Source organism: Cupriavidus basilensis (assembly GCF_008801925.2).
In the GTDB taxonomy this organism is placed as follows: domain Bacteria; phylum Pseudomonadota; class Gammaproteobacteria; order Burkholderiales; family Burkholderiaceae; genus Cupriavidus; species Cupriavidus basilensis.
In genome coordinates this window covers 405,273-419,067 of record NZ_CP062804.1, presented here as the reverse complement: position 1 = coordinate 419,067, position 13,795 = coordinate 405,273, and the positions used below count along the sequence as shown (strand labels likewise).

General features: G+C 66.9%; 11 protein-coding genes. 1 reads left to right on the top strand and 10 read right to left on the bottom strand.

Annotation, left to right across the window (positions count from 1 at the left end; translation table 11 throughout):
* Positions 1-119: 119 nt before the first annotated feature.
* The 9 genes from F7R26_RS22830 to F7R26_RS22790 form a co-directional block, all read right to left on the bottom strand.
* Positions 120-1,184 (bottom strand): 2-aminoethylphosphonate aminotransferase, encoded by a 1,065-nt coding sequence (locus F7R26_RS22830; protein WP_150984322.1) that lies wholly within the window; start codon positions 1,182-1,184, stop codon positions 120-122.
* Complete coding sequence (gene aepY, locus F7R26_RS22825; protein ID WP_150984323.1) at positions 1,185-2,366, bottom strand: phosphonopyruvate decarboxylase; 1,182 nt, start codon at positions 2,364-2,366, stop codon at positions 1,185-1,187.
* Positions 2,363-4,012 carry a phosphoenolpyruvate mutase gene (gene aepX / locus F7R26_RS41500; RefSeq protein WP_416351385.1) on the bottom strand — a complete coding sequence of 550 codons (1,650 nt, stop codon included), beginning with the start codon at positions 4,010-4,012 and terminating at the stop codon, positions 2,363-2,365. The genes aepY and aepX overlap by 4 nt, the downstream gene beginning before the upstream one ends.
* Positions 4,013-4,065: 53 nt before the next feature.
* Positions 4,066-4,830 carry a phosphocholine cytidylyltransferase family protein gene (locus F7R26_RS22815; protein ID WP_150984325.1) on the bottom strand — a complete coding sequence of 255 codons (765 nt, stop codon included), beginning with the start codon at positions 4,828-4,830 and terminating at the stop codon, positions 4,066-4,068.
* Positions 4,831-4,862: 32 nt separating this feature from the next.
* Complete coding sequence (locus tag F7R26_RS22810; RefSeq protein WP_150984326.1) at positions 4,863-5,870, bottom strand: flippase-like domain-containing protein; 1,008 nt, start codon at positions 5,868-5,870, stop codon at positions 4,863-4,865.
* A complete protein-coding gene (locus F7R26_RS22805) occupies positions 5,867-6,709 on the bottom strand; it encodes a HalD/BesD family halogenase (protein WP_150984327.1) in 843 nt (280 codons plus the stop codon). Before F7R26_RS22805 ends, F7R26_RS22810 begins: the two co-directional genes overlap by 4 nt.
* Positions 6,710-6,717: 8 nt before the next feature.
* Positions 6,718-7,386, bottom strand: coding sequence for a CDP-alcohol phosphatidyltransferase family protein (locus tag F7R26_RS22800; RefSeq protein WP_150984460.1), 669 nt, complete (start codon positions 7,384-7,386; stop codon positions 6,718-6,720).
* A 344-nt stretch (positions 7,387-7,730) separates the two neighbouring features.
* The gene (locus tag F7R26_RS22795; RefSeq protein ID WP_150984328.1) at positions 7,731-9,146 is read right to left on the bottom strand and encodes an amidase family protein; all 1,416 of its coding nucleotides are present in this window, start codon (positions 9,144-9,146) and stop codon (positions 7,731-7,733) included.
* A gap of 54 nt (positions 9,147-9,200) precedes the next feature.
* On the bottom strand, positions 9,201-10,178 hold the full coding sequence (locus F7R26_RS22790) for a Bug family tripartite tricarboxylate transporter substrate binding protein (protein ID WP_150984329.1): 978 nt from the start codon (positions 10,176-10,178) through the stop codon (positions 9,201-9,203).
* Between the two features lie 208 nt (positions 10,179-10,386).
* On the opposite strand from F7R26_RS22790, the gene F7R26_RS22785 reads away from it, so the two are divergent.
* Complete coding sequence (locus F7R26_RS22785) at positions 10,387-11,292, top strand: LysR substrate-binding domain-containing protein (RefSeq protein ID WP_150984330.1); 906 nt, start codon at positions 10,387-10,389, stop codon at positions 11,290-11,292.
* Positions 11,293-11,348: 56 nt separating this feature from the next.
* On the opposite strand, the gene F7R26_RS22780 is transcribed toward F7R26_RS22785, so the two are convergent.
* A complete protein-coding gene (locus F7R26_RS22780; protein ID WP_150984331.1) occupies positions 11,349-13,769 on the bottom strand; it encodes a penicillin-binding protein 1A in 2,421 nt (806 codons plus the stop codon).
* Positions 13,770-13,795: the final 26 nt, after the last annotated feature.

Genomic DNA, 13,795 nt, shown 5'->3' with positions numbered 1-13,795 from the left:
GCCCGGGGCCCGGGGTACCCGCCTCTCTTGCCTAATGCTAGTGCTTTGCCGCCAAAAATAAAATGACGAAAACGACAGTGGCCGGCGCGCACCACGCACCGGCCAATGCCAGCAGGCAATTACTGTGTCAGCGCCTTGAAACCTTGCAGCAAGCGCTCGATGTCATCCATCTGGATATTGCCCATCGTGGAAATGCGGAACAGCTCGGCCGACAGCCCGCCCTGGCCCGCATAGATGACAAACCCGCGTTCCTTCAGGCCGTCGTGCAACTGGGGATACGACAAGCCGGCCGGCAAGCGGTAGGCCCGCAGCACCACGGAGGACTGTTCCGACGGCCACAGGGCCGGCATGCCCAGGGCCTCAAGCCCGGCGCGCGCGCGTTCGGCAAGGGCCGCATAGCGCGCATGGCGGGCGCGCCAGCCACCCTCTTGCGCCAGTTCGCGCAGCGCTTCCACCAGTGCGTAATAGGCATGCACCGACGGCGTGAAGGGGGTATTGCGCTGGTCCTGCAAGCGCGCGAGCCGCCCGAGATCGAGGTAGTACGTCCGGCTGGCGGCTTGCTCCAGCGCGCTGCGCCGCACAATGACGAACGATGCGCCCGGTACGCCATGCAGGCACTTGTTGGCCGTGGCCGCCACCGCGGCAATGCTGCCGCCGAAATCGATCGCCTCGGCGCCGAAGCTGCTCACGCCATCCACCAGCAGGCGCACATCGCGCGCGCGGCACAGTGCGTCCAGTGCCTGGAGGTCGTTCAGGCGGCCGGTGGTGGTTTCATGATGGATCACCGCCACGTGCGTGATCGCGCGGTCCGCGTCGAGCGCGGCGGCAATGCGGGCAAGATCAGGCGCCTGCATCCAGTCGTGCGCAACGACCTCATGGGCGATGCGGTACTGCGTGGCGATCTGCGTGATGCGCTCGCCGTACACGCCGTTCTGGACGATCAGCAGCTTGCCTTGCTCGGGCACCAGCGCGGCGATCATGCTCTCCACCGCCGCCGTGCCGGAGCCGGTCATCAGGACCGCGGCCCACTCGGCGGGATCCAGTTCGTAGATGTCCAGCAGGCGTGCGCGGGCTTCGTCCTGCAGGTCGAAGAACTCGCTTTCGCGGTGGCACAGGTCCGGCTGCAGCAAGCTTTGGCGGACACGTTCCGACAGGGTAACGGGGCCCGGATTGAGTAGCAGCATTTACTTCCCTCCTTGGTCGGCACCGATGTGTCGCGCCAGGCGCGTCTTCACATCGACCGGGGTGATGGTCGGGCGCGGCAAGCCATCCGGCGTGCCGGCGCTGATCGTCAGCGCGACAAAACGCGGGCCGGCGGCGCTCGCAGGCGCGGCCGTGAGCGTCTGGTCGAGCAGGTCGAGCTGGTCGCCTTCGGCCGCCGACGCATAGCCGCAGGCGGACGCCACGCCGGCAAACGAGACATGATGCGACACGGTCGCCTGTCCGCCGGTGGAGTCATGGGCGCCGTTGTCGAGCAGCACATGCGTGAGGTTGCCCGGGCCATAGGCACCGAGCGTGGCGAACACGCCCATGCGCATGAGCGCCGCGCCGTCGCCGTCCACGGCGACCACGCTGAGGTCCGGACGCGCGAGCGCAAGGCCCAGCGCGAAGGGCGTGAGGCAGCCCATCGAACCCACCATGTAGAGCTGGTTGGCTCGGTCGTCGAGCGCATACAGCTCACGCCCGCAGAAGCCGGTCGATGCCAGCACCACGGTCTTGTCCATCGGCGTATGCGCGATCACGCGTTGCAGCGCGGCGCGGCGCGTTGGCAGGCCATCGCGCGATGCGCCCTGCGCGCCCGCGAGCGGCGTGCACTTGGGGCGCGGCACGGGCCGCGCCTGCTGCTTCAGTGCATACGGCGCGACGCTGCCCTTTTGCATCACCAGCGCGTACGGACGGCCGGTGGCATCCATATGCGCCACCGCGCGATCCAGCGCCGGGCCAACCTCGGCCGGGTCGGTCGGGAAGGTTTCCCACGGGATTTCCATGGTGTCGAGCATCGTCGGGGTAACCGGGCCCATCAGCGCGTGTTGCGGTTCGTCAGCCACGCCCGGCTGCCCGCGCCAGGTCACGATCAGCAACTGCGGCAGGCGAAACGTCCATGTGAGCGAGGTCAGCGGGCTGACCGCATTGCCCAGGCCGGAGTTCTGCATCATGGTGACGCCACGGCGGCCACCCTGCGCGCCCAGCGTCACGCCGGCGATCAGCGCCACCGCATCGCCTTCGTTTGCCGCCGACACGTAGTGCAGCGACGGGTCCTGCATCACGTAGTTGATGAACGGCGTGAGATACGAGCAAGGCACCCCGGCATACCAATCGAAGCCGCGCGCACGCGCGGCCTCGACAAACTGTGCCGCTTCGATCATCGGGCTTCCTCTGCGTCCGTGCCGCCGACCGCAAACGGCGTCTGCGTATGCGCGAAATCGCCCGCGCGGCGGAAGTCGTCGAGGTCGTTCACGCCGCGCCAGTGGCCGTGCACATACTTCACTTCGATCTCTTCGCCGGCTTCGACCAGCGCGTTGAGCAGCGCGGGCATGTCCAGCGTGTTGAAGTCGTCGCGCTTGCGCAGTTCGGCCACCAGCTTCTGCAGGCGCACGCGGCCCTCGCCGCGCACGTTCAGCAGGCCGATCCAGCGCCCGTGCGGTGCCTGGGCTTGGGCGGCGCCCGGCTCCTGGCCCTTGCTCGACACATGGCGCAGCAGGATCTTCTGGCCGAACAGGTCACGGTCGTCGGGCGCGGAGCAATAGGCGAAGTCGCGCACGCTCTGGTTCGACTCCGTGGTCAGCGACGAATCCACCACCACGCTGAACGGCGCGTCGCTCTCCAGCAGGTCGCGCAGGATATAGCTGCGGAACAGCAGGTCGCCGTAGGCGATCACGGTATCCGTCTGCAAGCCGTCGACGGCGCATGCCAGCGAGGCCAGCTCGCCGGTCTGGGCGTATTGCTCGTTGACCACCAGCTTGATGCCGGCCGTGTCGATGGCCTTGGCCTGGTAGCCGCCCACCACGGTGATGTCGTTGATCGACTGCTTCTTGAACGCGTCCACCAGCCAGCGCAGCAGCGGCTTGCCGGCCACGGGCAGCATGACCTTGGGACGGTCCTCGGTAAGGGGCTCCAGGCCGGTGCCGCGGCCGGCCGCCAGCACCACCGCCGCGCCCGGCGCTTGCGAGCCGGACAGGTAGATCTTCTCGGCAGTCGAGTATTCGTCGGCGTCCTGCAGGCGGAAGATCTCGTTGACGGTGGCGATGCGGTCTTCCACGTTGACCAGCGTCTCGCTGTCGTGGATTTCCTTGGCCACGGCCTGCATCGAGGATGCCGCCACGCGGATCAGGTGGTTGGCCCAGATCACCACGCTGATGCCAGCCTTGCGGAAGGCTTCGGTCGGGGTGCTGTAGTACTTGGTCGGCACGATCACCAGCGGGCCCCGGCCGGCCCACTCGCGCGCGAACTGCAGGATCTCGTCCGGGCGCGACAGCTTGCTGTGGATCAGGATGGCGTCGGCGCCGGCCTGGCGATAGGCCTCGGCGCGGCGCAGGGCTTCGTCCATGCCCCAGCCTGCGATCAGGGCTTCCACGCGGGCGACGATGGAGAAGTTGTCGTCCGACTGCGAATCCTTGCCGGCCTTGATCTTGCCGCAGAACTCATCGATCTCGGCCAGCGGCTGGCGCTCGCCGTCGATGAAGCTGTTGGTCTTGGGAAACTGCTTGTCCTCGATGCACACGCCGGCAATGCCGCGCTGCTCGAGCTTGCGCACCAGGCGGCGCACATTGTTGAAGTTGCCGTAGCCGGTGTCACCGTCCAGCAGGATCGGCAGGTCGCTGGCGTCGGCCATGAACTCCAGCGTGTCGACCACCTGGGTCCAGCTGGCTTCGTTGTTGTCGCGCACGCCGTACTGGGCGGAAATCGCCAGGCCCGAACCCCAGATGGCCTTGAACCCGGCCTCGCGCACGATGCGCGCGGACAGCCCGTTGTGGGCTTCCATCATGAATTCCAGCTCGTTGCCGACAATCATCTGGCGCAGCCGGGCGCTGCGCGAGGCAGTCGAGAAAATCGGGTCAATCGCGTTCACTGTGCTACTCCCACAATCGGCTGAAGTTCGGGCAGGACTTCGTCGCGCGCACGCGCCACGTCGTTCGGGAAATCGATCTCGATCCACGGTGCGCCGCTCACATCGGCGACATCGAATACGTGGCCGCCTTCGAGCAGCAGGTCGCGCACCGCTTCTTCATGCGGCATGTTCGAGCGGCCGCTGTCGACGTATCCCTGGACGATCTGCGCCAGACGGCGCGCGGTCTGCTCCTGGAAGCGGAAGAAACCGACCGACTCGCCAATGGTGTCGTACTCCAGGCCAACCGCGAGCTGCTTGCGCAGCTCCACCGGCACGCCGTCCTTCAGGCACAGCTTGACGGGTTCGTCGCCGGCTTCGAAATCGCGGTCGATCAAGAGGCGGTTGGTAGTGCCGCCCGCCACCAGCGCGCTGAGGATGCGCTCGTCGTAGAGCACGTCCGCATCCATGAGCAGCACGTCGCCGCCGCGCGTGAGCGCATCGGCCACCGTGTGCACGGTCAGCACGCTGCCCAGGTCGTAGCGCGGGTTCAGCACGATCTCCGGATAGGGGTCGCGCCCCAGCCGTACCAGTTCGGCCTCGACGTGTTCCGGCTGAAAGCCCAGCGCCAGCACGATCTCGTCCACCCCGGCCGCGTCGAGCATGCGCAGATGCCGCTCCAGCAGGGTAATGCCCTCAAAACGCAGCAGGCACTTGGGGAATTGCTCCCCGGGTTGTTGCTGAAGTCGCAGGCCTAGGCCCGCGGCAAGGATGATTGCTCGCATTCGTTCTCCGCACCCATGCAAATTGCCATCGATCAATCGGCGGCCCGCTGCACACCTGCCGCGCGCCGCCGTTGGAATTTTCGTTCACTCAAATGTAAATACAGCAGCCCCGGCGCGCCGAGCCCGATCTCGCGAGCCCGCTTTGCCAGGGATAGCGCCAGCGCCGCATCGGGCGGCAGGCCGACGATGGGCGCCAGCAGCAGGTAGCCGCCTTCCTGCGCGCCCAGCGAGCCGGGAATGGCAAACGCCGCGCCCCGGATCGCCTGTCCCACGCTCTCCAGCAGCAAAGCGTCGAGCCAGCTGACGGGATGCCCGAGGAAATGCAGGGCCAGCCAGACCTCGCCCGTGCCGACCAGCCAGCCCACCAGGCTCAGCGCGAAGGTGGACGCCACCTTGCGGCGATCGCGGTACATGCCTTGCACGGCCGCGTCCACGGCATCGGCGCGCATGGTCAACCCCGACCAGTCGCGCTTGCCGAATACCTTCGACAGCAGGCGCAGCACCCGGCCGAACAGGCCGCGCTTCTGCACCACGTAGAAACCCGCTATGCATAGCGCAAGCACGGCGGTAACGACCAGGGTCGGCGTGCGCAGGTCCGCCAGCGCGTCGTGCCCGCCATACAGGCCAAACAGCGCCAGGCCGATAAAGGCAAACACCATCTGCGCCAGCGCCTGCATGGTGGTGCTCACCGTGATGGCCGCGGCGGCGTCGCGCATGCGCGTGCCACGCTGCGCCAGGTAGCGCACCATCAGGACCGGGCCGCCGATCTGCCCCGCGGGCAGCAGGCTGTTGACGGACTCCCCGGCCCAGCGCGCCAGCAGCGCGTCGCGCAGGGTGCCGTGGCCGGCCCGGCGGTCGAACAATACGTAAATGGCGCCGGCGTCCAGCACCAGTGGCAGCAGGTGGAACGCGGCGACCAGCACCAGGCCCCAGCCGGCCGACATGAACGTCGACGCGACGGAGCCGAATCCCTGCCAGGCAAGCAGCGCGACAAAGAGCGCCGCGCCGATCGACAGGAAAAGCATGGCAGCACGGGTCATGAGCGGGGCTTCTGGCCCGGCACCAGTTTCTTGAACACTTGCCGGAAGCCGAAATAGGCGACCGCGTCCTTCATATTGGAGATGAAGCGCAGCCACGGGCGCATGCCCGGATCGGTCACGTACTCGAACGTCAGCGACACGCGCATTTCGTTGGCGCCGGCCGGCGTGATGCGGTGGCGCAGCTTGTCGCCATCGAAGAACACCAGCCCGCCGGGCGTGGTCTGCACCGAACCGGGTTCATCGGGCACTTGCGCATCGCGCGTGTGCAGTTCGTAGTCCAGGCGGCATGACGATTCCTCGATCACGCCCAGCAGCAGCGTGTAGCGGCGGCCGTCGTAATAAGAGGTGTCGTAGTGCCAGCCGATGTGGTCACCCTGGCGCGTGTAGTAATACAGCGCGTAGGCATGGGGATCGGAGTCGGGCGAGAGCAGCAGCTTCTCGCCGCACATCTGCTCCAGCCAGCCGATCAGCGCCTTCGACCGGTACAGCTCGGCAATGAACGGCGCGAGCTCGTCGATGGTGTGCCGGCTGACACTGCCGCCCTGCTTGTGGCCGGGCAGGTAATTGCGGTTGATCTGCGGCACCAGCGCGCGGGCGCTGGCCGCCAGTTGCGCGGTGACCTCAGGCGCCAGGAAATCCTCCAGGTGCAGGAAAGCGCCCTGGCGCACGAAATCGGCGCGCAGCTGCTTGCTGTCGAGCCGGGCGGTGCGCTCGGCCACGCAGGCATCGGGATTGGGCAGCATGGCGCCGGGGGCAGGTTCCGCGGCCGGTCTTTGGCGGGGGGGAACTGAAGCGGGGGACGGGTCGTCCAGGGTGATGCCGTTGGCTTGCTCGCTCATCGCGTTTCTCAGATCTCCGTCGAAGCCGTGGCCGGCAGGGGACGCCGCATCACGCGCCAGTAATCGATGATGACCCAGGCCGCGAACAGGGGGGCGCCGATCGACGCCGCCATCAGGAACGGGGCGATGCCGCTGGTCAGCGTGACGAGCGGAAGCAGGTAAAGTACGTCTTCTGTCTCGAAACCGCCGGCAGAGGCTTGCTTCGTCCCGCTTTTCCCCACACGCGACTCGATCCGCATGCGCAGGAAGAAGATCAGCGCCACCGCCACGCCAGCGAGCGTGCCTTGCAGCACAGGCGACATCGTGTCTGCCGCGGCCTGCCCGGCAATGGCTACGCCCATGCCCACGAAGAGCAGGACGGTAATCAGCGCATCGCTCGCCAGGTCATAAAAATGGCCTATCTTACTGGATTTGCCGCTAATTCTTGCCAATTCTCCGTCAGTGTGGTCAACGAAGTTGGACACCACGATCAGGAGCGCACCATAGTTGGTCCACGCGAAACCGCCTTGCATCAGGCACGCCACCCCGGCAAGGCCGATCATGAGCCGCAGGGTGGTCAAGTGGTTCGGAGTGACCCAGGAGTCCTTGAGCGGGCGGACAAGCGCGCGCGCCAGACGGGCATCCCAGGTACGCGGAGCGGGAGGCTCGCCACGAGAATTCTTTGGATTTTTGTTCATCAGGAAAAAGGTCCACCGGCAGGAAAGCTGCCGCACGGCTCGCATACTAGCGCTGGTTCGCGCACATTGCATTGCGGGAACAGAACGGTCGAGCCGGCCGGTTCGCTAGACAGGGATGCCGCCAGTCAAACCGCTATGGTAAGCGAAGTGAACCGCAACAGCACGCGCGCGGTGCCGGGCGGCTGGCAGGCAGGGGGTTCCTGCCTGCCTTGCGGCGCTGATGGTGGGTGCGGGATGCCATGCGATGGCTCGCTCCCACTAGCGCAGGCGAGCGCCGGGGGGGGGACAGACGGGCGCTCGTGATGGCGTTGTGCTGCCGGCTCATGCCGGCAACCCTTGCCCGGTCATTGCCCGGCCCGGCGCGGATCCACCGGCACCTCGCAACTGGCACGCGCCTCGATCGCCTCGCCACCGGCCAGGCACAACGCCTCCTGAAAGCGGCCCGCGACCAGTTGCACGCCCATCGGCACGCCGTCCACCAGCCCGGTCGGCACCGACAGCCCGGGCAGGCCCAGGATCGCGGTGGCCAGCATCGGGCTTTGCGCGTCGAGTATCCAGCGCATCGCGTCGTCGCCCTTCTGGTCCGCGTCGACGGGGAATGGCGGCTGCCACGAGACCGGCAAGAGCAGCAGCGGATAGCGCGCAAGGAACGCCTGCCATTCGCGCAGCAAAGTCGAGCGCTGCGACAGCGCGGCCATGTATTGCGTCAAGCCTAGCTGTGGCGCATGGGCGTTCATGCTTGCGAACGCTTTGCGCATGGGCTTGTCGCCATCTTGCTCGACGGCCTGCCGCACCCCGGCCCCCGCCTCGCTCAAGGTCAGCGCAAGCCATAAGTCCGCCGCCTCGCGCAGCCGCGGCGGGGCCACCTCTTCGATGGTGCAACCCGCCTGCTCCAGCCAATGCGCCGCCTGCCTGACCGCACCGGCCACCGCAGGCGAGACGGCGTAACCAGGCAGTTCACTGCAAACGGCCACGCGTACAGGAAATCGGACCGAGCCCTCAAGCGGCGCCGGTACCCACCAGGGATCCCTTGGATCCGGCGCCGCCATGGCGGCAAGACCCAGCCTCAGGTCCGCGACCTGTCGTGCCAGTGGTCCCTGCACCGAACTGATCTGCATGCCGAGGGTCCGCTCTTTCGCTTGCGACGGATTGAACGCCGGTACCCGGCCCAGGCTTGGCCGCAGTCCGGGCACGCCACAGGCATAGGCGGGATAACGGATCGATCCACCCTGGTCATTGCCGTGGGCAAGCGGCCCGATGCCCGCCGCCACCGCGGCCGCGGCGCCGCCGCTGGAGCCGCCAGGCGTGCGCTCCGGGTTCCATGGATTCACCGTGCGGCCATGTAGATCGTTATCGGTGAACCAGCGCATGGAAAACGCCGGCGTATTGGTGCGGCCGATGACAATAGCACCCGCCTTGCGCAGGTTCGCCACTACCGGGCTGTCGGCGCAGGCCAGCGCATCGCGGTAGGCGCCCACCCCGTTGGTGGTAGCGTAGCCTTCCAGGTCCACATTGACCTTCACCGTGACCGGGACACCATGCAAGGGGCCGGCCGCCTCGCCCCTTGCCAGTGCGGCGTCGGCCAGTGCCGCCGCCTGCATCGCCTGTGCGGCCAGCACATCCACCACGGCGTTGATTTGCGGATTCACCTGGTCAAGCCGATGCAGACAACTGGCAACGGCCTCCTCGCACGACACCTCGCGAAAACGGATACGGCTTGCCAGGTCAACAGCGCTCCAGCGCCAGATTTCATTGCTCATCGGACTTCCTCCCTTTGGTCCCTGCTTTCGCCCGCGACGCCGGGCATGCGCGTTTCAATCTGCCCTGACCCCAGCGCGCTTGACGCTCGCGGCCCACTTCGGCACCTCGCTATGAATCAGCGTCGAGAATTCCGCGGGCGTCGAGGGCATCGCGTCCACCGACAACAATGCATTGGCCCGTACCACCGCGGGATCCCTGAGCGCGCTGTTCAGCGCCGCATTGAGCTTGCGAATCACAGCCTTGGGCGTGCCCGCCGGAGCGACCACGCCACCCCAGGCGACCACATTGAATCCCTTGATGCCGCTCTCGTCGATGGTCGGCACATTGGGCAATACGGAGGCACGTTGCAGGCTGGTAACCGCGAGAGGCTTGACGCGGCCGGACTGGATGAACTGCTGCACGGCGGAAATGTTGTCGATCATGATGTCGACCTGCCCGTTGACGATGTCGCCGAGGGCCTGGGCGCCGCTTTTGTAAGGCACGTGCAGCATGACGGTGCCTGTGCTGGCCTTGATCAGCTCGCCTGCCAGCTGTCCCGCGGAGCCGACGCCAGGCGAGCCCATCACCACTTTCCCCGGATGCTTGCGCGCATAGGCGATCAGTTCTTCCAGGTTGCTGGCCGGGAAGTCCTTGCGCGCGATCAGCACGTAGGCGTTGCTCACGGCCAGCCCGACCGGCTCGATGTCCTTCTCCGGGTCGTAGGGCAGCTTGGTGTAGAAGGCGCGGTTGATCGCTAGCGTGACCAGGTTGCCATACCCGATGGTGTAGCCGTCCGGCGCCGAAGCGGCCAGCACCTGTGTGCCGACGATGCCGCCCGCGCTGCCGCGGTTGTCCAGCACCACCGGCTGGCCCAGCTCCCGTCCCATGACTTCTGCGATGGGGCGCATGGTGACGTCGACCCCCGAGCCTGCCGCATAGGGCACGATCAACTTGATCGGGCGATCCGGCCACTCCGCGCGCGCGACCGCGGCGGCTGTGAGCAGGCTGAAGAGAAACAAAACGCGCAAAACCGGGGAAAGCCTCGATCTCATGGGATGTCCTTTCATACGGGTTCGGTGCAGGTTCGATGCAAGCCATGCCAGCGGCACAAGCCCCTTGGCGGGCCGGCGCCCGGCGCGGTGTGTGCAGGCAAAGCGTAAGCAATCGATGTGAAAACCGGTAGACTAAATATTCTTATCTATGACAACTCTGAGTTGTCACTGCAATGGCAACACGAATTCACCGGAAACCGGAAACGCCATGAAAGACCACCACCTGAAAGCCTGGCTGCGGCTCGTCGAAACCGGCAGCATTCGCGCCGCCGCGCGTAGTCTGCATCTGAGCCAGGCGGCCATCACGAAGGCGGTAAAAGAACTGGAAGAGGACCTCGATGCGCCGCTGGTCGTGCGCAGTTCACGCGGCGTGACCCTCACCGAGTGCGGGCATCAGCTCACCTTGCGTGCCCGCATGGCACGGTCGCAGCTTGCGCTGGCGCGCCAGGATATCCGTGAGCTGCAGGGGGGCAATACCGCGCGCGTCGCGGTGGCGGTTACACCGATGGCGTTCCTCAGTGTCCTGCCGGAAGTGCTGCGGTCCTTCCGGCTCAGCATGCCCCTGGCCGACGTCACGATCGATGAAGGACTGATGCCCATGGTGCTGCCGGCGCTGCGCGAAGGCGCTGTGGACTTTGCCGTGGCGGCGCCAGTGCGCGAATCGATCGCAAGCGACTTCAGTTTCGAGCCGCTGCTCAACCTCGAAACGATGCTGGCCTGCCGGCGCGGGCATCCGCTGGAAAATGCCACGCGGTGGGACGAATTGCTGGAATGCGAGTGGCTGATGTACCTGTCGCCAGGCAGCCAGCACACGCACTTCCTGGAGAGCATCCGCGATGCGGGACTCGCCCGGCCTCGCCGCATCATCAAGGTCAATACCTTTGGCGTGGGCTGGAACCTGCTGACGCGCAGCGACGCCCTGCTGACCTGCCCCGCCGGCATGCTGAAGACGGCACCGTATGGCGACCAGGTCAGCCGCATCCCGCTGGCCATGGCCCTGCCGCCAATCACGCTCGGCATCCTTACCTTGCGCGACAATCCGCTCTCGCTCGCCGCAACACGGCTCGCCGAGCTCTTCCGCCGCGCGATCAGGAGCGACGCCCGGCTTGCCTGAGCGCAAGCGCCGCCCGGACACGATACTCGAACAGGCCCGCCGGGCCTGGGTCTGCTTCAGGGCTGGCTGCTTTCGCTGGCCCGTACCCTGGGATCATCCTGCGAGGAGGATGGCGCGGCCATGGCCGGGGGCACGCTGGCAGACACCACCGCCGGCGGGTTCGCCGGCGCCGTATCCAGGACACCCGGGTCGCTGGCCGCGCTGCTTGCGCCCGGCAAGGCGGGCGGCACCGCCGATGCCGCCACACTGGTGTCTGGCTCGGCAGCTGCCGCCGGCTCCTGCGCGGGGCGCGCGGCCCGCTTGGGCGCGGGCGGGGCTTCCGGCTTGGCCGCCGGCCCGAACCACCGCTGGTACCAGCCGCGTATCGTCCAGCCCAAGGCTTCAAAGAGGCCGGTTTCCTTCTGCTCCACGAAGCGGACGTTCGCATCGATCATGCGGGACCGGAGCGAACGCTGGAAAAAGTCGCCCACCATCGGCAGCGCGCTGTGCGCGCCCTGGCCCCAGTAGTCGCTGCGCAGCGTCACCCGGCTGTCGTTGAACCCGACCCAGGCGCCGGCTACCAGTTGCGGATGCATCAGGATGAACCAGCCATCGGCGTTGTCCTGCGTGGTGCCGGTCTTGCCGGCGACATCCGCGCGAATGCCGAAGCGCGTGCGGATGCTCGCGCCGGTACCGCGGTCGATCACGCCGCGCATCACGTCAACCAGCGTCTGCACGGTGGCAACCGGCAGTGCCTGCTCGGGTGACGCGGGGCGGAACGTCTCCAGCACCTCGCCCTTGCGGTCTTCGATGCGCGATACCATCACCGGCTCCAGGTAGGCGCCCTGATTGGCGATGGTGCCGTAGGCGCTGACCATTTCCTTCAAGGTGACCGGGCTGGTGCCCAGCGCCAGCGAGGGCACGGGATCGAGCCGGCTCTGCCGCACGCCCATGGCGCGCGCCAGCTTGGCCACCTTGGCCGGGCCAACGCTCTGCATCAGTTGCGCGGTGATGGTGTTCTTGGAATACACCAGGCCATCGCGCAGGCTCATGGCGCGCCCGCTCGGGGGGCCATCGTCGGAGGGCCGCCAGACCTCGCCGCCGGCGAGCGGGATTTCCACGGCCTGGTCGACGAAGGTGTCGTCGGGCTTGGCACCTTGCTCGAACGCCGCGCCATACACGAACGGCTTGAACGTGGAACCCGGCTGGCGCTGCGCCTGCTGGACGTGGTCGAAGGCATCCAGGGTGAAGTCGCGGCTGCCTACCCATGCCTTGATTTCGCCGGTGCGCGGGTCCAGCGCGAGGAAGCCGGCCTGGATGCGGGTCTTGGACTGGCGCAGCGCCTGCATGAAGGCGTTATCCGCCAGCAGTTGCTTCATGGCCGCCTCTGGCGTCTGCCCCGCTTCCCTGGCCGCGCGGTACGCCGGGGTCTCGCGCACAAAGGCCTGTACCAGGTCCTTGTTGGCGGCCCAGCCGGAGCGCGGCGCCCACGCGGCATCGGCGATCCCTTGCAGCTGGTTGCCCTGGCGCGCCACCGCCTGGTTGGCCAGCGCCTGCAGCCGTGAATCGATGGTGGTGTGCACCACCAGCCCGTCGGTGTAGATGTTGTAGTCGTTGCGGTCCGCCCAGGCGATCAGCCATTTGCGCAGTTGCTGGGCAAAGTGCGGCGCCGGGCCGGGCGGCTCGGTCTGCCGCTCGAAGTCGATGCGCAGCGGGCGCTTCTTCAGCAACTCGTACTTCGCCGGCTCCAGCTTCTGGTACTTGACCATCTGCGCCAGCACCGTATTGCGCCGCTGCACGGCGCGCTCGGGGTTGATGACCGGGTTGTAGTAGCTGTTGCCCTTGAGCATGCCGATCAGCGTGGCGCTTTCCAGCACGTCCAGCCGGCCGGCGGATTTATCGAAGTAGGTACGCGCCGCCATCTCGATGCCGTAAGCGTTGTACAGGAACGGCACGGTGTTGAGATAGGTCTCGAGAATCTCGTCCTTGGTGTAGAGCGCCTCGATCTTCAGCGCCGTGATGGCTTCCTTGAGCTTGCGCGTGAGCGTAGGCGCGCGGCCGATCTCGTCGGGATAGAGATTGCGGGCCAGCTGCTGCGTGATGGTAGAGCCACCTTGCCGGTCGCCGGAGAAGGTATGCAGCGCGGCCGAGCCCATGCGGCGCCAGTCCAGGCCGAAGTGCTGGTAAAAGCGGTGATCCTCGGTGGCGATCAGCGCGGCCGTCACATTGGGCGAGATATCGGCCAGGCGGACCCATTCGCGGTTGGCCCACTTGAACACGGCCAGCGGCTTGCCATCGGCCGAGAGGATCTGCGCGGGCTGGTCGGACTTGGCCTTGCGGATATCGCTGATGCCCGGGGTGAACGGAATCAGCACCAGCACATAGAGCAGGAACAGCACCGGCACGGCGGCCACGGCCTTGGCCACGCCGCGGCGCGTGGGGCGCCGCAGGCGGGCAAGCCGCTCAGCGGCCAGGGTTTTGATCTGGGCCAGATTCATGAAGCAAGCAGCATGGGGCGGAGTCA